This window comes from Rhodococcus olei (genome assembly GCF_039540555.1).
Classification (GTDB): domain Bacteria; phylum Actinomycetota; class Actinomycetes; order Mycobacteriales; family Mycobacteriaceae; genus Rhodococcus_G; species Rhodococcus_G olei.
Genome location: NZ_BAABFB010000035.1, coordinates 40,690 through 60,349 on the forward strand (window position 1 = coordinate 40,690; position 19,660 = coordinate 60,349).

Consider the following 19,660-nt stretch of genomic DNA (forward strand, 5'->3'; position numbering starts at 1 on the left):
GTGCATCCGGACGGGGGTCGTGGACGTGCCCCGGTGCTCACGCCCCACGCCCGAGGCCCTCGCGAGTGCGCCGGACGCATGCGGCACCTCGACGCATCGACCGGAACCCTCGGCACGTCGTCGACGGACTTCGGGTGCGAGGAACTAGCGTCAGCGCATGAGCACTCCACCGCCGCCACCCGGACCCGCTCCACTGGACCTGCCGACGGTGCGGACCGCGCCGAAGGCCCTCCTGCACGACCACCTCGACGGCGGACTCCGCCCCGCCACCGTCCTCGAACTCGCCCACCACTGCGGGTACGACGGGTTGCCCGCCGACGACGCCGACACGCTCGCCGGGTGGTTCGCGGAGGCGGCGGGCAGCGGCTCCCTCGAGCGGTACCTGCAGACGTTCGCGCACACCGTCGCGGTGATGCAGACCCCCGAGGGGCTGCAGCGGGTGGCCCGCGAGTGCGTCGCCGACCTCGCCGCGGACGGTGTCGTGTACGCCGAGATCCGGTTCGCCCCGGAACAGCACCTCGAGCGTGGCCTGACCCTCGACGAGGTGGTGCACCACACGCTGCTCGGGTTCGAGGACGGCACCGCGCAGGCCCGCGACGCCGGCCACGACATCCGGATCGGCTGCCTGCTCACCGCGATGCGGCATGCGGCACGGTCCCGGGAGATCGCCGAACTGGCCGTCCGGTTCCGGGACCGCGGGGTCGTCGGCTTCGACATCGCCGGGGCCGAGGCCGGGCACCCACCGAGCCGGCACCTCGACGCGTTCGAGCACATGCGGGCCAACAACGCGCACTTCACGATTCACGCCGGCGAGGCGTTCGGGTTGCCGTCGATCCACGAGGCGATCGCGTTCTGTGGCGCCGATCGGCTCGGTCACGGCGTGCGGATCACCGACGACATCAGCGTCGACGACGACGGCCGCGCGCGGCTCGGGCGTCTCGCGAACTATGTGCGGGACAAGCGGATTCCGCTGGAACTGTGCCCGAGCTCGAACGTGCAGACCGGTGCGGTCCCCAGCCTCGAACGGCACCCGTTCGACCTGCTCGCCCGGCTGCGTTTCCGGGTCACCGTCAACACCGACAACCGGCTGATGAGCGCGACCAGCATGAGCGAGGAGATGGTCAAACTCGCGTCCACGTTCGACTACGGCTGGAGCGACCTGGAACGGTTCACGATCAACGCGATGAAGTCCGCGTTCATCCCGTTCCCCGACCGGCTGCGGGTGATCGAGGAGGTCGTCAAGCCCGGGTACGCGCTGCTGGCCGGCTGACGCCGGGGCGGGCGACGGGCTCGGTCACTCCGCCCGCAGGCGCGACTCGAACTCGTGCTCGAGTGCCCGCCACGACTCGGACTCGTCGGTGTACGGGGCGCTCGGCGCCATCCGCGTCGGGTCCGGGTTGAGCGTGTACGAGACGTACCAGCCGAGGGGCGTCGACGGCGCGAGGGCCTGGTCGGTGGAGTCGTCGCCGGCGTACGCGGCCGCGTCGGTGAACAGTTCGACCGCGAGGTCGAGCTGGTCGGCGTCGACCGAGCCCGGTCCGGCCGCGAGGTCGTCGGCCAGCCCGGGGAGCACGTAGACGTTCTCGTCGGTGACCTCGATCTCGAGGGCGCCGTCGACGGCCGCGGCCTGCACCTCGGAGTAGGTGCTGACGTGGGCGAGATCGTGGTCGTGGTTGTCGGCGAGGTAGCGGGCCAGCGCGCGTTCGGAGGTGAACACCAGGATCTTGCCGGACGCGCCGAGGAACACCGGCTCGTCGTCGAGGTAGCAGCGCAGCGTGAAGTAGGTGGCGGACGAGGTGATGATCTTGACCGGGTCGATCCCCACCGACGTCCAGAACGTCTCCTCCGCGGCGGCCGCTGCGACCTGATCGACCTCGTGGTCGTCGAGGTCGAGCGTCATGAACTCGAGGTCGTCGCTCTCGTCGTCACCCTCGTCCGCGGCGTCGTCGGCGTCGACGACGTTCTCCTCGGCCGCAACGATTTCCGCCTCGGCCTCCTCGACCGCGGCCGCGTCCACGGCCGGGCCGGCGACGACCGCGTCGATCGCGTCGATCACGTCGTCCCAGCCCGCGGCGACCGCGGCGCCGATCTGATCCCACCGCTCGGCGCCCTCGCGTCCGACGAACGCGTTCGGACCGGCCGCGACGGCGGAGAGCACCGGGTGCGACCCGAAGTAGCGTGTGACGACGTCCAACTCGCAGACCTCGCCGATCGAACGAGCCATCTCGAAGGTGTCCTCGAGCTCGCCGAGCGTGTCGGCGTCGGGATCGCCGGCGACGAGTTCGGGCACGCCGACCAGGTCGTAGACGTGGGCGTCGTCGGGCTCGAACTCGGCCGCGGCCAACGCGGCGACGATCTTCCACGACGGATGCTCGACGAGGTCGTGGTCGGTGTTCGCGCGCACGAACGCGGCGAGCTCGGCGGCCGAGCCGAAGCCGTACAGGTCGTCGTCGTGGCCGAGGAACGCCTCCCACTCGTCGTCCCCCTCGCGCCACCGGGGAGCCCACAGGGTGATGAGGTCTCCGTCGGTCAGACCGAGCTGGATCGGGACGATGTCTCCTGCCATGGCGCGAAGCCTAATCGTTCAACCGGTCGTGAAGCGATGCCAGGATCCGATCGCGGCGTTCGGCGACCGTCGCGGCCGCCCGGGCGGCGGTCGCGACCACCGCCCGGCCCAGCTCACGGGCGTCGACGTCCCGCAGCGACTCGGGGATCCGGAGGTCGATCAGGCCGCCCTGCTCGTCGACCTCGACGGTCACCAGCCCCGACGGATCGGTCGCGCGACCCCGCAGCGCGGACAGTTCGCCGAGGGTCTGCTCGAGCGAGGCCAGTCCCGCGGTCGCCCGCGCCACCACCTCGTCGATCGCGCTCACACCGGCCTCATCCAGGTCACCGGCGCCGGCGCGGCGGACGCGCGGTCCGCCCGGGCGTGGGCGAGCGCGTCACCGGTCGGCAGGAGGGTGTCGAGCAGGTCGGCGTCGACGCCCGCCGCCGCGAGATCCTCGCGTCGCCGCGCCCGCGCCTCGGCGGTCGCGACCAGACACATCTCGAGGATCGCCTCGGCCAGGTGCCTTCCGCCGTACCGCAATTCGCGCGGATCGACGTGCACGTCCACCGGCAGGCCCCGGTCGGTCGCGGTGACGGCCACGGTGTCGGTGCGGTTCGCCGCGGTCGCGGTCGCGACATCGGGCGGCTCCGGTACCGCGGAGGCGGCCGGGGCGGGAACGGGCGCCGGTTCGTCGTCGGATGCACCGAGCACCGCCGCGAGCGGGATGCCCGGACCGAAGCGATCCGGATCGTCGGCCGGGCCCGGTCCGGGCTGCGGCGCGTTCACGCGGTCGGCCGGTAGAAGCCGCGGAAGGACATGCCGATGTTGTCGGTGCGGACCGCGCTGACCTGGACCGGGTCCCCGGCTTCGACCATCTGCCCGTTGCCGATCACCATCGCGACGTGACCGTCCCACACGGCGAGGTCCCCGGGTTTCAGGTCGGACGGGTCGACCGGGACACCGACCGACTGCTCCTGCGCGAGCCGGGGCAGCGGCACCCCGGCCTCGCCGTACGCCCACTGCGTCAGACCCGAGCAGTCCAGACCCTGGCCGGGTGTCGTGCCACCCCACGAGTACGGGACGCCCTGTTGGCTGAGCGCGTTGCGGACCGCATCCGCGGCCACCTGGTTCGGCGCCATGGCGGTGCTGCCGTCCGGGAGAAACACCTCGACCCCGCCGCTGGACCCCCAGCCGTCCGAACTCCCGCCGCCCCGGGGTATCGCCGGCGCGGGGGAGGCCGCTCCCGAGTAGAGGGCGCCCACCGCGTCCGAAACCCCGGCCGGCGGCGACGCGCCGTCCGCGACGCCGCGGGCGAACCCGCTGAACGCGTCGCCGCGCTGCTGCAGCCCCGTCATCGGTGTCGCCGCCGTGGACGCGGTCGGGCGGAGCGCGGCCTGCGCGGCCCCCGGATCGGCCGGGGCGAGGGCCGGGTCGGGTGCGGTGAGTTCGACCATCGCGGTGGTGTGCGCGCCGAGTTCGGCGCGCACGCGCGCCACCACCGCCAGGCCGCGGGACAGATGGTCGATCGCGGACGCGACGATCATGAGCTGCCCGGTCGGAGTGGCCAGCGCCGGACCGGCCGCCACGGCGGTGGACACGAACGACTGGACGATCGCCTCCAGTTCGGCCAGGCCCGCCCGGACCGCGTCGGATGCCTCGGTGAGGACCGCCGCGATCTCGGTGCCGCGCTCGGAGAGCCGGACCTGCCGTTCCTGGGCCTGCTCCGCTTTCGCCGCCGCGGCGTCCGCGGCCGCGCCCGACCACACGGACCCGAGTTCGGCGAGCCCGAGCTTGCCGATGGCGTATGCGGAATCGAGTGCGGCGGAGGCGATCTCGAGGGCCTGCGGCGGACCGTCGGTGGGCATCATGCCGGTTCCGAACGTGTCGAGCAGGTCGGTCAGCGGGCGGGTGAGCACGTCGACACCGATCACGGCCGGGCCCCCGATCCGGCGGCGTCGAGCCCGGCCGAGACGCCGTGGTCCGTCTCCGCGTAGGCGGTGGCCGAGGCGGCCGCGGCAGCGCCCATGCTGTCCAGGGTGTCGGCGAGGTTCGCCAACGCGGCGGTGTGCGAACCGTGGGCGGCGGCGAACGCCGCCAGGAAGTCGCCGCCGATCAGCCCGAACACCGGTGTGAGCAGTCCCGGACCCGCCACGGCCGCGCCGGCCGCGGCCTCCCGTACCCCCGCGGCCGTCGTCACGGCCGTGGTGCCGAACCCCCGGATTCCGTCGGTCACCGCCGAAAACTCGGTCATCGCCCGATTCCCCCCGTCTCGATTCCGTCCCCGTCACGAGAATTGGACGCAGCCGCCGGCGGTGCGGTTCCGCACGATCCGCCGAACCGGCTGCCCGGGACCGCCCTCGGGTCGCGCTGTCCGGGGCCGGGTGAGTGCCTATCCTGTGGCGTATGGACACGCACGTGGTGGCACACCCGCTGGCCGCAGCCCTGTTGACCACGATGCGCGATCGGCGCAGCAGCAACCCGGCGTTCCGGGCCGCCCTGCGCGAACTGACCCACATGCTGATCTACGAGGCGATCCGCGACGCCGAGGTCGAGGAGTTCGACATCACCACGCCCGTCGCGCCGGCCCGGGGGGTCCGGCTCGCGAACCCGCCGCTCCTGGTGCCGGTGCTCCGCGCCGGGCTCGGCATGGTCGAGCAGGCCAGCTCGCTGATCCCGCAGTCGCAGGTCGGGTTCGTCGGCATGGCCCGCGACGAGCACACGTTCGAGCCGGTGCCCTATCTCGAGTCGCTGCCCGCCGATCTCGCGGGGATTCCGGTCTACGTCCTGGACCCGATGCTCGCGACCGGCGGTTCGATGGTGCACACGATCGAACTGCTCGCCGAGCGCGGCGCCACCGACGTCACCGCGGTGTGTGTGGTCGCCGCGCCGGAGGGTGTTGCGGCACTGGAGAATTCGAAGCTGCCCGTGCGGCTCGTCACGGCCGGCATCGACGAGGGGCTGAACGAGGACGCGTACATCGTCCCCGGTCTCGGCGACGCGGGCGACCGCCAGTTCGGACCCCGCAATATCTAGGGCACGCCCCGGCGGCGGCCCGATTCAGGGGACGTGGCCTGGGCCGGGGTGCGTGATCAACCCGGGTGGGGCAGGGATCGTTCGCAGGCCCGCAGCGCCTCCGCCGCCGCGGCGCGGGCCCGGGGCAGGTCCGCGCGGTCGGTGACCGGTTCGACCACCTCGAGGTAGCACTTGAGCTTCGGTTCCGTGCCCGACGGCCGCACCACCACGCGGACCCGGCTCCCGGTGAGGACGACGGCGTCCGTGCGGTCCTGACCGCGCCGCTCGAGCAGATCGTCGGCGGTCACGGGCTCGCCCGCCACCTCGGCCGGCGGATCGGACCGCAACCGGTCCATCGCGGCGGCGCTCTCCCGGGTGCTGTCGACACGCCACGACACCTGTGCCGTCGCGTGCACCCCGAACTCGACGGCCAGGTCGTCGAGCACGTCGAGCAGGGTGCGTCCCCGCGCCTTCAGGGTGGCGGCGAGGTCGGCGACGACCACGGCCGCGGACATCCCGTCCTTGTCCCGCACGGTGTCGGGGTCGACGCAGTGCCCGATCGCCTCCTCGTACGCGTACACCAGGCCGCTGCCGGCCCGGACCAGCCACTTGAACCCGGTCAGGGTCCGCGCGAATCTGGCCCCGCGCGCGGCGGCGATGCGGCCGAGCAGCGCCGACGACACGAGCGTGGTCGCGACCAGCGGATCCGAACCCGCGGGCTGCGTGGCGAGCACGTGGTCGCCGAGCAGGGCTCCGGTCTCGTCGCCGGTGAGCATCCGCCAGCCGTCCGGGCCGGGGACGCCGACGGCACACCGGTCGGCGTCCGGGTCCAGCGCGATCGCCAGGTCGGCGTCGACCCGGGCGGCGAGTTCCAGCAGGGCGTCGGTCGCGCCGGGCTCCTCGGGGTTCGGGAACGCGACGGTCGGGAAGTCGGGATCGGGCGCGAACTGGCCGGCGACGGTGTGCACCTCGGCGAAACCGGCGGCCTGCAGGGCCTCGACGGCCACCTTGCCGCCGACGCCGTGCAGGGGAGTGAGCGCGATGCGCAGATCGCGCTCCGAACCGCGTGGCAGGGTGGCGGCCCGGTCGAGGTAGTCCCGGACCAGCCCGGTCTCCTCGGCGGGATGCACCGGGGTGCGGGGGACGTCCGCGGCGGGTCCGATCGCGGCGACGGCGGCCTCGATCTCCCGGTCCGCCGGCGAGATCAGTTGCGCGCCACCGTCGAGGTAGACCTTGTAGCCGTTGTCGGCCGCCGGATTGTGGGACGCGGTGATCTGCACGCCGAGCTGGGCCCCGAGTGCGCGGACCGCGTACGCGAGGATCGGTGTCGGTGTGGGTCCGGGCAGGTACCGCACCGAGAACCCGGCGGCCGCGAGCACCTCGGCCGCGGTCGTGGCGAAGACCGCGCTGCCGTGGCGCCCGTCGCGCCCGACCACGACGACGGAGCCGCCGAGACACCGCGCCTGCAGCCAGGCCGCGATCCCGGCCGTGGTGCGCGTGACCACCGCGACGTTCATTCCGCTCGGGCCGGCCCGGATCGGTCCGCGCAGGCCCGCGGTGCCGAACGTCAGCGGAGCCGAGAAGCGTTCCGCCAGTTCGCTCTCCGGGAGCGTGGCGAGCTCGGCCCGGGTGGCGGGATCCGGGTCGCCGGCGATCCAGTCGGCGACGCGGTCACGCAACTGCGGGTTCACAGCGCGGCCACCAGATCCCGGAGGAGGGCCCCGATCCGTCCGGCCGACGCGGCCCCGGCGGCGAGCACCTCGGCGTGGTCGAGGCTCTCGCCGGTGATCCCGGCGGCGAGGTTGGTCACCAGCGAGATGCCGAGCACCTCCGCGCCCAGCGCCCGCGCGGCGATCGTCTCGTGCACGGTGGACATGCCGACGAGATCGGCGCCGAGGGTGCGCAGCATCCGGATCTCGGCGGGGGTCTCGTAGTGCGGGCCCGGCAGTCCCGCGTACACGCCCTCCTCCAGGCCGGGGTCGAGGGACCGGGCGAGGGCACGCAGTCGCGGCGAGTACGCGTCGACGAGGTCGACGAACTGTGCGCCGACGAGCGGGGAGCGGGCCGTGAGGTTGAGGTGGTCGCTGATCAGCACCGGCTGGCCGACGTGCAGGCCGGCGCGGATCCCGCCGGCGGCGTTGGTCAGGACCACGGTGTGGGCGCCGGCCGCGACCGCGGTGCGGACCGGGTGCACGACCGTCCGCAGCTCGTGGCCCTCGTAGGCGTGGCTGCGGCCCAGGAACACCAGGACGGCCATGTCGCCGACGCGGACGGAACGCACCGCCCCGGCGTGCCCGGACGCGGACGGCGCGGCGAAGCCCGGGAGCTCGCTCATCGGCACGGACGCGGTCGGGTGACCGAATGCGTCGGCAGCGGCCTGCCAGCCGGACCCGAGGACGACCGCGACGTCGTGCTTCGGAACTCCGGTGCGATCGCCCAGGGCCTGCGCGGCCTGTTGTTCGGGGGTGCCCATGAGGGAAGAGTAATGCCGACACCGGAAGTTACTCGTTGGTAGTATCCGGGCATGCCTTACCTCGAGCGCGACGGCGACGTCCACATCCTCTACCTCGGCGACCCGGGCCGGACCGACAGCGAGAACCGCTTCCACCCGGACTGGATGGACCGCTTCCACGCCGCTCTCGACGAGGTCGAGGCGACCTCCGGCCCCGCCGCCCTCGTGGTGACGGCCACCGGCAAGTTCTTCACCAACGGACTCGACACCGACTGGCTGTTCGGCAACCTCGGCGAGATCCACGGCTACCTCGACCGGGTCCACACCGTGTTCAGTCGGCTCCTGACGTTCCCGATGACCACCGTCGCCGCGATCGGCGGACACGCCTTCGGTGCCGGCGCGATGCTCGCCACGTCCTGCGACCTGCGGGTGATGCGGGCCGACCGCGGCTTCTACTGCCTGCCCGAGGCCAACCTGAACATGCCGTTCACCGTCGGGATGAACGCGCTGATGACGCTGCAGCTGCCGCGGCACGTCGCCGTCGAGGCGATGACCACCAGCCGGCGCTTCGGCGGCCCCGACGCCCTCGCCGCCGGAATCGTCAACGAGATCGTCGACGGCGACGGCGTCCTCGCCGCCGCGGTCGCCCGCGCGAACGCGACCACCACGCTGCGCGGCCCGAATCTCGCGAAGATCAAGGCCGACGTCCACGCGCCGATCGTGACCGCGCTCGCCACCAAGACCGACCCGGGCAACCTCGCCTTCGGCTGAGGCGCGCGTCGCGCAGCGGTGCGCACGCGGAGGCACGTGCCTCCGCGTGCGCACCACCGCGGCGTGGCCGCATATCCTGGAGCGGTGACCCCGGAAGTCGATGACGCGCTCGCTGCCGCGCAGGCGGACCTGATCGCGCTGTCCCATTCCATCCACGCCGAACCGGAACTGGCCTTCGCCGAACACCGGAGCGCCGCGAAGACCGCGGACGTGCTGTCCCGGTACGGATTCGAGGTCACCACACCGTTCGCGGGCCTGCCGACCGCGCTGCGCGCCGACCACGGCAACGGCGAGCTGGTCGTCGGGATCTTCGCCGAGTACGACGCGCTGCCCGAGATCGGGCATGCCTGCGGGCACAACGTCATTGCCGCCGCGGCGGTCGGCGCCGGCATCGCCCTCGCGCCGGTCGCGGAGCGGTTCGGCCTCACCGTCCGGGTGATCGCGACCCCCGCCGAGGAGAGCGGCGGCGGCAAGATCCTGATGCTCGAACGCGGCGCCTTCGACGACCTGGCGATGGCGTTGATGGTGCACCCGGGTCCCGAGGACATCGCCGGCGCCACGTCCCTCGCGATGGCCGACCTCGCGGTCACCTTCAGTGGGCGGGAAGCGCACGCGTCCGCGGCGCCTCAGCTCGGCCGCAACGCCGCCGACGCCGCGACCGTCGCGCAGGTCGGTCTCGGCCTGCTGCGTCAGCACCTCGCACCGGGGCAGCAGATGCACGGGATCGTCAGCGACGGCGGCGTGGCTCCGAACATCGTGCCCGCCCGCACCGAGATGCTGTACTACCTGCGGGCGCGCACCTCCGACTCCCTCGACGAGCTCACCCGTCGAGCACTGGCGTGCTTCGAGGCGGGTGCCCTGGCCGCCGGATGCACCCACGAAATCCGAACGGTGTCACCGAATTACGCGGAGCTTCGACCCGACCCCTGGCTGGTCGGCGCCTACCGTGAACTGATCGAGACGATGGGCCGCAGTCCGCTGCCGCCCGACCGGGAAGGAGCGCGCCCGCTGGGCAGCACCGACATGGGAAACGTGACGCATGTGATTCCGGGGATACACCCGGTGATCGGAATCGAGTCCGCCGGCGCCGTGACGCACCAGGCCGAGTTCGCGGCCGCGTGCGTGACCGCCTCGGCCGACCGGGCCGTGCTCGACGGCGCGCGGGCGCTGGCCGGCACCGCGATCGCCGCCGCCACCGATCCGGTGCAGCGAGCCCGCCTGCTCGACGGCGTGGCCGCGCGGACCGCGCCGGCCGCGCACGGGACGGCTCCCGGCTCCGCGTCCGCGCACCGCGAGGCGGCTCCGCTCCGCTCCGCGCACGAGCGAGAGGCGCGGCGGTCGTGACCGGGTGGATCGATCGCTGGGTCGACGGCCACGCCGGCGACCTGTCCGCGTGGCGCCGGCACATCCACGCCCACCCGGAACTGGCCCGGCACGAATTCGCCACCACCGAGTTCGTCGCCGGCATGCTGACCGCGGCCGGCCTCGAACCCCGGATCCTGCCCGGCGGCACCGGACTGATCTGCGACATCGGACCCGACACCGGCGCCCGGGTCGCCTTGCGGGCCGACATGGACGCACTGCCCCTGCAGGAGGACACCGGCGCGCCGTACACGTCCACCGTGCCCGGTGTCTCGCACGCCTGCGGACACGACGCGCACACCACCATCCTGCTCGGCACCGGCCTCGCGCTCGCGCAGGCTCCCGAGCCGCTGCCGTACGGCGTGCGCCTGGTGTTCCAGCCCGCCGAAGAGGTGATGCCGGGCGGAGCGCTCGACGTCGTCGCCACCGGGGCGATGAAGGACGTGTCGAGAATCTTTGCGCTGCACTGTGATCCCCGCCTCGCGGCCGGCCGCGTCGGGGTGCGGCTCGGTGCGATCACCTCGGCCGCGGACACCGTCGAGCTGCTCCTCGACTCGCCCGGCGGGCACACCTCGCGTCCCCACCTGACCACCGACCTGGTGTACGCGCTCGGCACCGTCATCACCGGGCTGCCCGGCATGCTCAGCCGGCGGATCGACCCCCGGACCAGCACCGTGATGGTGTGGGGAGCGGTCAGCGCGGGCCAGGCGCCGAACGCCATCCCGCAGACCGGCCGCCTCGTCGGCACCGTCCGCACCGGTGACCACGACACCTGGGCGCTGCTCGAACCGCTCGTCCGGGAGATCGTGCACGGGTTGCTCGCCCCGACCGGCGTCCGGTACGAGTTGAACTACCGCCGGGGCGTGCCGCCGGTCGTCAACGACGAGATCTCCACCCGGATGTTCGAGCACGCGATCTCACAGCTCGGCCCCGACGCCCTGTCCGACACCCCGCAGTCCGGCGGCGGCGAGGACTTCTCCTGGTACCTGGAAGAGGTGCCGGGCGCGATGGCGCGGCTCGGCGTGTGGTCCGGTGTCGGCGAACAGCTCGACATCCACCAGCCGACGTTCGACCTCGACGAGCGTGCCCTCGCGGTGGGGGTGCGGGTGATGGCGAACCTCGCCGTCTGCGGGGAACCGACCGTTCCCTGAGGTCGGCCCGCCGACGTGCCCCGGGGTCGGCTCGCCGCGCTCAGGCGGAGTAGCCGGGCGTGCCCGGGCCGACGTTGCGGCTGTTGCGGGTGCGCAGGTCGCGGACGTAGTCGGCGGGAGCGCCTGCGATCTCCGCGGCGTCGGCCATCACACCCAGGTAGCGGGCGGAGGGAAGACCGCCCTCGTAGGCGTCGAGCACGTACAGCCAGGCGAGGACGGAGTCGCCGTCGTCGGTGTCGACCCGCAGCCGGATCTTGCGGTGAATGCCGAGTTCGGCGCCCTCCCACCGGTCCAGGCTGGCCTCGTCCTCGTCGGGGACGTCGTAGAGCACCACGAACACCCGGGAGTCGGGGTCCTCGACGACCGTCGCGAGGGCGCCCTCCCAGCCGATGTCCTCGCCGCTGAAGGTCAGGCGCCAGCCGTTCAGCCAGCCCGTTCCCGCCATCGGCGAGTGCGGGCAGCGCTGGAGCATCTGCTCCGGGTGCATGTTGGATCCGTACGCGGCGTAAATCGGCACGGCGAAAGCCTAGTCCGTGCGGCGACCGGCTTCGAACCGCACGGGGAATCGGCCGCCGCCGGACCGGTGCGGGCGCGGCAACCGTACACAGCAGAATCGACACCATTCGGCGCATCGCCGCCGCACCGATGTGCGGCGCGGCGGAGCGGTGGAATAGCGTGGATGCACCGAGAAGTGTGCACACGCTGCCGAAACATGGAGGACGCATGACCCGGATCGTGATCATTGGCGGCGGGCCCGCCGGCTACGAGGCGGCACTCGTCGCAGCGCAGCACGGGGCGGAGGTCTCCCTGGTCGATTCGGACGGCGTCGGTGGCGCGTGCGTGCTCTGGGACTGCGTGCCCTCGAAGACGTTCATCGCCTCGACCGGGGTGCGCACCGACATGCGGCGGGCCACCGACCTGGGGATCGCGCTCGATCCGTCCCAGGCGACGATCTCGCTCCCGCAGATCCACTCCCGAGTCAAGAGCCTCGCCCAGGCGCAGTCCGCCGACATCCGCGACAAGCTGCAGACCGCCGGTGTCGAGGTGCTCTCCGGCACCGCGGAGCTGATCGACCCGGTCATCGGAATGGCGTCCCACCAGGTCAAGGCCACCCTCGCCGCCGGTGGCGAGCGGGTCCTCGACGCCGACGTCGTGCTGATCGCGACCGGGGCGTCGCCGCGGGTGCTGCCCGGGGCGAGGCCGGACGGCGAGCGGATCCTGAACTGGCGCCAGCTCTACGACCTCGAGACGCTGCCCGAGCACCTGGTGGTGGTGGGTTCGGGTGTCACCGGTGCCGAATTCGTGTCCGCGTACACCGAGATGGGCGTGCAGGTGACGATGGTCTCGAGCCGGGACCGGGTGCTGCCGCACGAGGACGCCGACGCCGCGATGGTGCTCGAGGAGGCGCTGTCCGAGCGCGGTGTCACGCTGGTCAAGCACGCCCGCGCCGACGTCGTCGAACGCACCGGGGACGGGATCGTCGTCCGGCTCTCGGACGGCCGCACCGTGACCGGCAGCCACGCCCTGATGACCGTCGGTTCCACGCCGAACACGTCCGGACTCGGACTCGAGAAGGTCGGCATCGAACTGGACCAGGGCGGCTACCTGCGCGTCGATCGGGTTTCCCGGACCTCGGTGTCCGGCATCTACGCCGCCGGTGACTGCACCGGACTGCTGCCGTTGGCCTCGGTCGCGGCGATGCAGGGCCGGATCGCGATGTACCACGCACTCGGTGAGGGTGTCAGCCCGATCAAGCTCAAGACCGTCGCGTCCGCGGTGTTCACCCGCCCCGAGATCGCGAATGTCGGCGTCAGCCAGGCCTCGATCGACAACGGCGAGGTGCCCGCCCGGACCGTGATGCTGCCGCTGAACACGAACCCGCGCGCGAAGATGTCGAGTCTGCGCCGTGGCTTCGTGAAGATCTTCTGCCGCCCCGCCACCGGTGTCGTGATCGGCGGCGTCGTCGTCGCCCCGACCGCGTCCGAGCTGATCCTGCCGATCGCGATCGCGGTCCAGAACAACCTGTCGGTCAACGACCTGGCGCAGACCTTCTCGGTGTACCCGTCGCTGTCGGGGTCGATCACCGAGGCCGCCCGCCAGCTGATGAGGCACGACGACCTGGACTGAGGGGTGCGGCGCCGGAGTGGGGCGACGCATCGATCCCAACATGTGAGCGCTGTGGTTCACATGTCGAACGTGGCGTGAAACAGTGGAAGGCCGGTCGGGCACCCCCGGCCGCCATCCGTGCCTTCCGCCCCGTGGATCCGCCGGCGACAGGACGTTCGAAGAACTTCGTCCGCGCCCAAGGGGGTTGCCGTGTCCACTGCGTTTCCTGTGTCCCCGCCGCTCGCCCGCCGCATGGCGGCGCTGCGGTCGTCCGCGATCCGCGACCTGCTCGCGGTCACCGCCCGCCCCGACGTCGTCAGTCTCGCCGGCGGCCTGCCCGACCCGGATCTCGTTCCGCGTGAACGCATCCGAGATGTCACCGCTCGGGTGCTGCACTCCGCGGACGCACTGCAGTACACCGAGACCGCGGGCCTGCGCTCGCTGCGCGAGGTCGTCGCGGCCCGGGAGTCGGTGCGACTGTCCGCGCCGGTCGACGCGGCGCGGGTGGTGATCACCCACGGTTCCCAGCAGGCGCTGAGCCTGCTCGCCCAGGTGCTGCTCGACCCCGGTGCCACCGTTGTCGTCGAGGAACCGGCCTACACCGGCGCGCTGCAGGTGCTGCGGGCCGCGCAGGCCCGGATCCTGACCGTTCCGCTCGACGCGGACGGCATGCGCGTCGACCGGCTCGCCGACCTGCTGTCCGCGGGGGAGCGGCCGGTGCTGGTGCACACCGTCGCCACGTTCCACAATCCGCGGGGTGTGACCATGTCCGCCGCGCGGCGTCGCGAACTGGTCGGACTCGCCGACCGGTACGGCTTCCGTGTCGTCGAGGACGACCCGTACGGTGAGCTGTACCACGGTGGTCCGCCGCCGGAACCCGTTGCAGCCCATTTCGATCGGGTGATCCGGCTGTCCAGCGTGTCCAAGACGCTCGCGCCCGCGCTCCGTGTCGGCGCGATGGTGGCCATGCCCGACGTCTGCGCGGCGGTCGAGCTGGTCAAGCAGGGAGCGGACCTGTGCGACTCGCGGCTGACGCAGGAGATCGCCGCCGAGTTGCTCGCCGACGAGCCGTGGCTCGATGCGCACCTGACGGGGCTGCGCGACGAGTACGGCCGCCGGGCGGCGGCGCTGCGGTCCGCGGTCGCGCGCGAGCTCGGCGGCGTCGCGACCCTCGGCGCGATCGACGGCGGCATGTTCGGGTGGCTGGAATTCGTCGACGGCACCGACGCCGACGCGCTGCTGCCGGTGGCGTTGGACCACGGGGTCGCGTTCGTGCCGGGGTCGGCGTTCGCGGTCGAGGGCGTCGACCGCGGGGCCGCCCGCCTGTGTTTCACGACGAACACCTCCGACCGGCTCGAGGACGCCGTCGCACGGCTGGCCGCGGCGCACCGCGCGCCGATTCCTGGTGCCGCGGGGGGTCAGTCCACCCAGGAGTAGGTGCGTTCGACGGCCTTGTTCCACTCCCGGTACAGCCGATCCCGTTGCTCGGCAGGCATGTTCGGCGTCCAGGTGTGGCCGACCTCCCAGTTCGCGCGGATGTCGTCCTCGGAACTCCAGAAGCCGACCGCCAGGCCGGCCGCGTAGGCGGCGCCGAGCGCGGTGGTCTCGTTGACGACGGGCCGGATCACCGGGACGTCGAGGATGTCGGACTGGAACTGCATCAGCGTGTTGTTGAGCACCATGCCGCCGTCGACCTTGAGGGAGGTCAGCGCGACGCCGGAGTCGGCTTCGGCCGCCTCGATCACCTCGCGGGTCTGGAAGGCGGTGGCCTCGAGTGCGGCGCGCGCGAGGTGCCCCTTGTTCACGAACCGGGTCAGGCCGACGATCGCCCCCCGGGCATCCGGACGCCACCGCGGCGCGAACAGTCCCGAGAACGCCGGGACGAAGTAGGTGCCGCCGTTGTCCGGGACCGTCGCGGCCAGCAGTTCGACCTCCTGAGCCGAGTCGATGATGCCCAGGTTGTCGCGCAGCCACTGCACCAGTGACCCGGTGACGGCGACCGAGCCCTCCAGCGCGTAGACCGGCGGCGCCTCCCCGATCCGGTAGCAGACGGTGGTGAGCAGCCCGTGCCTGCTGTGCACCGGCGTCGTTCCGGTGTTGAGCAGCAGGAAGTTTCCGGTGCCGTAGGTGTTCTTCGCCTCGCCCGGGCTCAGGCACGCCTGCCCGAACGTGGCGGCCTGCTGGTCGCCGAGGATGCCGGCGACCGGGACCCCGCCGAGCGTGCCGCGCTCCCGGGCGGTGCCGTACGGCCCGGACGAACTGCGGATCTGCGGCAGCATCGACATCGGGATGCGCATGTCGGCGCAGATCTGCTCGTCCCAGGCGAGGGTGTGCAGGTTCATCAGCATCGTGCGGGACGCGTTCGTGACGTCGGTGGCGTGCACACCACCGTCCGGACCCCCGGTGAGGTTCCACAGGATCCAGCTGTCCATCGTGCCGAAACACAGGTCCCCGGCCTCGGCGCGGGCGCGGACCCCCTCGACGTTGTCGAGGATCCAGCGCAGTTTCGGTCCGGAGAAGTACGTCGACAGCGGCAGCCCGGTCGCCTGGCGGTAGCGGTCCGGACCCTGACCGTCGGCGAGCTCCTCGCACAGGTGGTCGGTGCGGGTGTCCTGCCACACGATCGCGTTGTACACCGGTGCACCGGTCGCCCGGTCCCAGACCACGGTGGTCTCGCGCTGGTTGGTGATGCCGATCGCGACGATGTCGTCGCGGGTGAGGTCCTTCTTCGCGAGCGCCGCCGCGACGACCTCGCGGGTCGTGCGCCAGATCTCGGCGGCGTCGTGCTCGACCCACCCGGCCCGGGGGAAGATCTGGCGGTGTTCCTGCTGCGCGGACGACACGACGTGGCCCCCGTGATCGAAGATCATGCAGCGGCTCGAGGTGGTGCCCTGGTCGATGGCGGCGACATACACGCCTCGAAGCTACTAGCCTTGTGCCGTGTCCGCCGACAAAGCACAGGAGCTCGCATGAGCACAGCGCCGGGAGAACAGTTTCCGTACCCGACCCAGCCGCTCGGTCCCGCGCAGCGCCGGAAGGCGTGGGAGCAGTTGCAGTCCGAGCAGTTCGACGTCGTGGTCGTCGGAGGTGGTGTCGTCGGTGCCGGCGCGGCTCTCGACGCCGCGACCCGGGGCCTGAAGGTGGCGCTGGTCGAGGCCCGCGACTTCGCGTCCGGGACCTCCTCGCGGTCCTCGAAGATGTTCCACGGCGGTCTGCGCTACCTCGAACAGCTCGAATTCGGTTTGGTGCGTGAGGCGTTGCGCGAGCGGGAGCTGTCGCTGACCACGTTGGCGCCGCACCTGGTGAAACCGCTCGAATTCCTGTTCCCGCTCACCCATCGGGTGTGGGAGCGTCCGTACATCGCGGCCGGAATCTTCCTGTACGACCAGATGGGCGGCGCGAAGTCGGTGCCGCCGCAGAAGCACTTCACCCGGTCGGGGGCCCTGCGCCGGGCGCCGGGGCTCAAGCGCACCGCGCTGATCGGCGGAATCCGCTACTACGACACCGTCGTCGACGACGCACGGCACACGATGACCGTCGCCCGCACCGCGGCCCACTACGGGGCGGTCGTGCGGACCTCCACCCAGGTGGTCGGGTTCCTGCGGGAGGCGGACCGGGTTTCGGGTGTGCGGGTGCGGGATTCGGAGGACGGCTCGACCGCCGAGGTGCGCGGGCACGTCGTGATCAACGCGGCCGGGGTCTGGACCGACGAGATCCAGGCACTGTCCAACCAGCGGGGCCGGTTCCGGGTGCGGGCCAGCAAGGGCGTCCACATCGTGGTGCCCCGCGACCGGATCGTCAGCGAGGCCGCGATCATCCTGCGCACCGAGAAGTCGGTGCTGTTCGTGATCCCGTGGGGCGGGCACTGGATCATCGGGACCACCGACACCGACTGGAATCTCGATCTCGCGCACCCGGCGGCGACCAAGGCCGACATCGACTACATCCTCGGGCACGTGAACAAGGTGCTCGTCACCCCGCTCACCCACGACGACATCGACGGCGTCTACGCCGGGCTGCGGCCGTTGCTCGCCGGTGAGTCGGACGAGACGTCGAAGCTGTCGCGGGAGCATGCGGTCGCGCGGGTCGCACCGGGCATGGTGGCGATCGCGGGCGGCAAGTACACCACCTACCGGGTGATGGCCGAGGACGCAGTCGATCTCGCGGCCGAGGACATCCCGGCCCGGGTGGCGCCGTCGATCACCGAGAAGGTGCCGCTGCTCGGCGCCGACGGCTACTTCGCACTGGCCAATCAGACCGTGCAGGTCGGGCAGGCGCACGGACTGCACCCCTATCGTGTCAAGCACCTCCTGGACCGGTACGGGTCGCTGATCCACGAGGTGCTCGAGCTCGGTTCCCGGACGCCCGAACTGTTGCAGCCGCTCACCGACGCGCCGGACTACCTGCAGGTCGAGGTGGTGTACGCGGCGGCCGCGGAGGGCGCGTTGCACCTCGAGGACATCCTCGCCCGGCGGATGCGGATCTCGATCGAGTACCCGCACCGCGGGGTGAACTGTGCCGAGCAGGTCGCGGAGCTCGTCGCGCCGGTGCTGGGCTGGGACCAGGCGCGGGTGGACCGGGAGGTCGAGACGTACCGGGCGCGGGTGCTGGCCGAGGTCGAGTCGCAGCGTCAGCCCGACGACGAGTCGGCGGACGCGCTGCGGGCCGCCGCGCCCGAGGCGCGGGCGGAAATCCTGGAGCCGGTGCCGATTTCACGCTGACCCGGTGCCCGACGCCCGGTGGTTCAGTGGGTCAGGAGCACCTTGATCACGACGATCACGATTGCAACGACGGCCAGCACGATCGAGGTGGCGAGGGTGCCGCGGTTCGGGCGTTCCCCGCGTAGCCGGGTGATCACGTAACTGGTGCCCGCGATGCGGGTGACGACCCAGATCTCGGCGATCAGCAGCGCGGTGCTCAGCTCGAGCCAGCCGAGGCCGCCCATGCCGACGACCGCGGCCGGGACCAGTCCGGAGGTGAGAACCGGCACCGAGTCCCGCAGTTCCTGGATGCGTTCGACCGGGGTGAGCGGGCGTCCGCTGCGGGCGCTGCGGCCGACGGATTCGGCGAAGGCGTGCGCGATGAACGTCGAGATCGACGTGCCGATGACGACGAGGCCGGCGTGCACGACGCTCGCGGTGTTCAGTGGCAGCAGTGCCGCCAGCACCAGGATGTTGCCGTAGACGTAGGCACTGATCCGGCTGGCGTAGTCCTCGACGGGCAGTGGTGGTCGCGGCATGGACCACAGCTTCGCACGAGACGGGGCGGCCCCGCCCGGGGCCCACCGATACGGGGTGCCGGGGATCAGTTCGTTCGCACCACCGAGCGCGGAACCGTCTTGGCGGCGGGAACGGAGATCGCCATCACGAGCAGCGCGGCGAGGGTGGCGGCGGCGGTGATCACGGGATGCCTCCGATGCTGGGTGGGTTCGACATCGTCCACGATGCCGCCGCAGCCCGTGACGCACATCGGAGCCAGGTGTGAAAACCCCGTGAATCCGACTACGACCGCGGGCGGACGTCGGGTCGTACCCGGGGCCGAGACCGGGGCGTCAGTCCGGCGGTGAGGGTGCGGATGCAGCGGACCGCGATGTCGGCGGGGCTCGCGACCCGGTTGCCGTCGGCATTGCCGTCGCCCGTGCCCGCCCAGGTCTGGACCGCCATGCGCATCGCGGTGTTGCCTGCCACCGCCATCAGCCGGACGTCGACCGGGTCGGCCTCCGGGCCCATCAGGTCGCCGAGCACCGAGACCAGGGCCTCCTCGGTGTCGTGGACGACACGCAGCCACACCGACAGCAGCGCCGGGTCCCCGGGCACCGCCCGCAGCAGACCGAGACTGAGCCGCAGCGACTCGACGCTGAAGTCGTCCTCGCGGGACAGCGCGCGACGCGCCGAGTTCTCCAGTGCGAGGGCCGCAGGCACTCCCGGCTCGGTGGCGGCGAGGTCGGCGATCCAGTCCGCGACACCGCCGGAGAGCAGGGGCATGATCGCCTCCTCCTTGGTCCGGAAGTAGCGGTAGAACGTTCGCAGGCTGATCCCGGCCGCGGTCGCGACGTCCTCGGCGGTGACCCCGGCGGCCCCGCGTTCGGAGAACAGCTCGGCCGCACAGCGCGCGATCTCGAGCTGGGTCTGCGCCTTGCGCCGTTCGGTCAGCGAGAGGGGGTCTTGCGCAATCGGGTCCGCCATGGACACCATCATGGCACGTTGTGCCACTCCGGCGTAGCGTGCAAGTAGCAATCGACATCGCGGACGAGAAGGA

General features: G+C 72.1%; 19 protein-coding genes. 8 read left to right on the plus strand and 11 right to left on the minus strand.

Annotated features, from left to right (window positions below; all coding sequences use genetic code 11):
* Positions 1 to 157 precede the first annotated feature (157 nt).
* Positions 158 to 1,270 (plus strand): adenosine deaminase, encoded by a 1,113-nt coding sequence (locus tag ABD951_RS11230; RefSeq protein ID WP_345344708.1) that lies wholly within the window; start codon positions 158 to 160, stop codon positions 1,268 to 1,270.
* A gap of 24 nt (positions 1,271 to 1,294) precedes the next feature.
* Here the strand turns inward: ABD951_RS11230 and ABD951_RS11235 are convergent, their stop codons facing one another.
* From ABD951_RS11235 to ABD951_RS11255, 5 genes are read right to left on the minus strand one after another with little or no spacing between them, the layout of a single operon-like run.
* A complete protein-coding gene (locus ABD951_RS11235; protein ID WP_345344710.1) occupies positions 1,295 to 2,566 on the minus strand; it encodes a primosomal protein in 1,272 nt (423 codons plus the stop codon).
* 10 nt (positions 2,567 to 2,576) lie between these two features.
* Positions 2,577 to 2,873, minus strand: a complete 297-nt coding sequence (locus ABD951_RS11240) for a YbaB/EbfC family nucleoid-associated protein (protein ID WP_345344712.1) — start codon at positions 2,871 to 2,873, stop codon at positions 2,577 to 2,579.
* A complete protein-coding gene (locus ABD951_RS11245; protein ID WP_345344714.1) occupies positions 2,870 to 3,334 on the minus strand; it encodes a hypothetical protein in 465 nt (154 codons plus the stop codon). The genes ABD951_RS11240 and ABD951_RS11245 overlap by 4 nt, the downstream gene beginning before the upstream one ends.
* Positions 3,331 to 4,479: a C40 family peptidase gene (locus tag ABD951_RS11250; protein ID WP_345344716.1), complete on the minus strand. Its 1,149-nt coding sequence runs from the start codon at positions 4,477 to 4,479 to the stop codon at positions 3,331 to 3,333. Before ABD951_RS11250 ends, ABD951_RS11245 begins: the two co-directional genes overlap by 4 nt.
* Complete coding sequence (locus ABD951_RS11255; protein WP_345344718.1) at positions 4,476 to 4,799, minus strand: type VII secretion target; 324 nt, start codon at positions 4,797 to 4,799, stop codon at positions 4,476 to 4,478. Before ABD951_RS11255 ends, ABD951_RS11250 begins: the two co-directional genes overlap by 4 nt.
* Before the next feature lie 152 nt (positions 4,800 to 4,951).
* On the opposite strand from ABD951_RS11255, the gene upp reads away from it, so the two are divergent.
* On the plus strand, positions 4,952 to 5,581 hold the full coding sequence (gene upp / locus ABD951_RS11260; RefSeq protein WP_345344720.1) for a uracil phosphoribosyltransferase: 630 nt from the start codon (positions 4,952 to 4,954) through the stop codon (positions 5,579 to 5,581).
* A gap of 56 nt (positions 5,582 to 5,637) precedes the next feature.
* Here the strand turns inward: upp and ABD951_RS11265 are convergent, their stop codons facing one another.
* Both ABD951_RS11265 and ABD951_RS11270 read right to left on the minus strand, forming a co-directional pair.
* A complete protein-coding gene (locus ABD951_RS11265) occupies positions 5,638 to 7,251 on the minus strand; it encodes a phospho-sugar mutase (RefSeq protein ID WP_425569828.1) in 1,614 nt (537 codons plus the stop codon).
* The gene (locus ABD951_RS11270) at positions 7,248 to 8,033 is read right to left on the minus strand and encodes a purine-nucleoside phosphorylase (RefSeq protein WP_345344722.1); all 786 of its coding nucleotides are present in this window, start codon (positions 8,031 to 8,033) and stop codon (positions 7,248 to 7,250) included. The genes ABD951_RS11265 and ABD951_RS11270 overlap by 4 nt, the downstream gene beginning before the upstream one ends.
* 51 nt (positions 8,034 to 8,084) lie before the next feature.
* On the opposite strand from ABD951_RS11270, the gene ABD951_RS11275 reads away from it, so the two are divergent.
* From ABD951_RS11275 to ABD951_RS11285, 3 genes are all read left to right on the plus strand, one after another.
* Positions 8,085 to 8,783, plus strand: a complete 699-nt coding sequence (locus ABD951_RS11275; protein ID WP_345344724.1) for an enoyl-CoA hydratase/isomerase family protein — start codon at positions 8,085 to 8,087, stop codon at positions 8,781 to 8,783.
* An 84-nt stretch (positions 8,784 to 8,867) separates the two neighbouring features.
* Positions 8,868 to 10,127 carry a M20 family metallopeptidase gene (locus ABD951_RS11280; protein ID WP_345344726.1) on the plus strand — a complete coding sequence of 420 codons (1,260 nt, stop codon included), beginning with the start codon at positions 8,868 to 8,870 and terminating at the stop codon, positions 10,125 to 10,127.
* Positions 10,124 to 11,296: a M20 family metallopeptidase gene (locus tag ABD951_RS11285; protein ID WP_345344728.1), complete on the plus strand. Its 1,173-nt coding sequence runs from the start codon at positions 10,124 to 10,126 to the stop codon at positions 11,294 to 11,296. The genes ABD951_RS11280 and ABD951_RS11285 overlap by 4 nt, the downstream gene beginning before the upstream one ends.
* A 40-nt stretch (positions 11,297 to 11,336) precedes the next feature.
* Here the strand turns inward: ABD951_RS11285 and ABD951_RS11290 are convergent, their stop codons facing one another.
* On the minus strand, positions 11,337 to 11,813 hold the full coding sequence (locus ABD951_RS11290) for a gamma-glutamylcyclotransferase family protein (RefSeq protein WP_345344730.1): 477 nt from the start codon (positions 11,811 to 11,813) through the stop codon (positions 11,337 to 11,339).
* A gap of 206 nt (positions 11,814 to 12,019) precedes the next feature.
* Here ABD951_RS11290 and ABD951_RS11295 point away from each other — a divergent pair, with 206 nt between their 5' ends.
* The gene (locus ABD951_RS11295) at positions 12,020 to 13,423 is read left to right on the plus strand and encodes an NAD(P)H-quinone dehydrogenase (protein ID WP_345344732.1); all 1,404 of its coding nucleotides are present in this window, start codon (positions 12,020 to 12,022) and stop codon (positions 13,421 to 13,423) included.
* Between the two features lie 231 nt (positions 13,424 to 13,654).
* Complete coding sequence (locus ABD951_RS11300) at positions 13,655 to 14,839, plus strand: aminotransferase-like domain-containing protein (RefSeq protein ID WP_345344796.1); 1,185 nt, start codon at positions 13,655 to 13,657, stop codon at positions 14,837 to 14,839.
* Here the strand turns inward: ABD951_RS11300 and glpK are convergent.
* Positions 14,821 to 16,272, minus strand: a complete 1,452-nt coding sequence (gene glpK / locus ABD951_RS11305; RefSeq protein WP_345344798.1) for a glycerol kinase GlpK — start codon at positions 16,270 to 16,272, stop codon at positions 14,821 to 14,823. The two genes, ABD951_RS11300 and glpK, sit on opposite strands and share 19 nt — an antisense overlap.
* A 99-nt stretch (positions 16,273 to 16,371) precedes the next feature.
* Between glpK and ABD951_RS11310 the strand changes: the two genes are divergently transcribed.
* Complete coding sequence (locus tag ABD951_RS11310; protein WP_345344734.1) at positions 16,372 to 18,123, plus strand: glycerol-3-phosphate dehydrogenase/oxidase; 1,752 nt, start codon at positions 16,372 to 16,374, stop codon at positions 18,121 to 18,123.
* 23 nt (positions 18,124 to 18,146) lie between these two features.
* Here ABD951_RS11310 and ABD951_RS11315 read toward each other — a convergent pair whose 3' ends face one another.
* Positions 18,147 to 18,641 (minus strand): hypothetical protein, encoded by a 495-nt coding sequence (locus tag ABD951_RS11315; protein ID WP_345344736.1) that lies wholly within the window; start codon positions 18,639 to 18,641, stop codon positions 18,147 to 18,149.
* A 262-nt stretch (positions 18,642 to 18,903) separates the two neighbouring features.
* Positions 18,904 to 19,587 (minus strand): TetR/AcrR family transcriptional regulator, encoded by a 684-nt coding sequence (locus ABD951_RS11320; RefSeq protein ID WP_345344738.1) that lies wholly within the window; start codon positions 19,585 to 19,587, stop codon positions 18,904 to 18,906.
* Between the last annotated feature and the right edge of the window lie 73 nt (positions 19,588 to 19,660).

Bases quoted from the DNA above. Each gene is read 5' to 3' on its own strand.
- ABD951_RS11230 (WP_345344708.1), top strand. From the start codon at position 158: ATGAGCACTCCACCGCCGCCACCCGGACCCGCTCCACTGGACCTGCCG.
- ABD951_RS11270 (WP_345344722.1), bottom strand. From the start codon at position 8,033: ATGGGCACCCCCGAACAACAGGCCGCGCAGGCCCTGGGCGATCGCACC.
- ABD951_RS11320 (WP_345344738.1), bottom strand. From the start codon at position 19,587: ATGGCGGACCCGATTGCGCAAGACCCCCTCTCGCTGACCGAACGGCGC.
- glpK (WP_345344798.1), bottom strand. From the start codon at position 16,272: ATGATCTTCGATCACGGGGGCCACGTCGTGTCGTCCGCGCAGCAGGAA.
- ABD951_RS11310 (WP_345344734.1), top strand. From the start codon at position 16,372: ATGAGCACAGCGCCGGGAGAACAGTTTCCGTACCCGACCCAGCCGCTC.
- ABD951_RS11295 (WP_345344732.1), top strand. From the start codon at position 12,020: ATGACCCGGATCGTGATCATTGGCGGCGGGCCCGCCGGCTACGAGGCG.
- upp (WP_345344720.1), top strand. From the start codon at position 4,952: ATGGACACGCACGTGGTGGCACACCCGCTGGCCGCAGCCCTGTTGACC.
- ABD951_RS11315 (WP_345344736.1), bottom strand. From the start codon at position 18,641: ATGCCGCGACCACCACTGCCCGTCGAGGACTACGCCAGCCGGATCAGT.
- ABD951_RS11275 (WP_345344724.1), top strand. From the start codon at position 8,085: ATGCCTTACCTCGAGCGCGACGGCGACGTCCACATCCTCTACCTCGGC.
- ABD951_RS11300 (WP_345344796.1), top strand. From the start codon at position 13,655: ATGGCGGCGCTGCGGTCGTCCGCGATCCGCGACCTGCTCGCGGTCACC.
- ABD951_RS11235 (WP_345344710.1), bottom strand. From the start codon at position 2,566: ATGGCAGGAGACATCGTCCCGATCCAGCTCGGTCTGACCGACGGAGAC.
- ABD951_RS11255 (WP_345344718.1), bottom strand. From the start codon at position 4,799: ATGACCGAGTTTTCGGCGGTGACCGACGGAATCCGGGGGTTCGGCACC.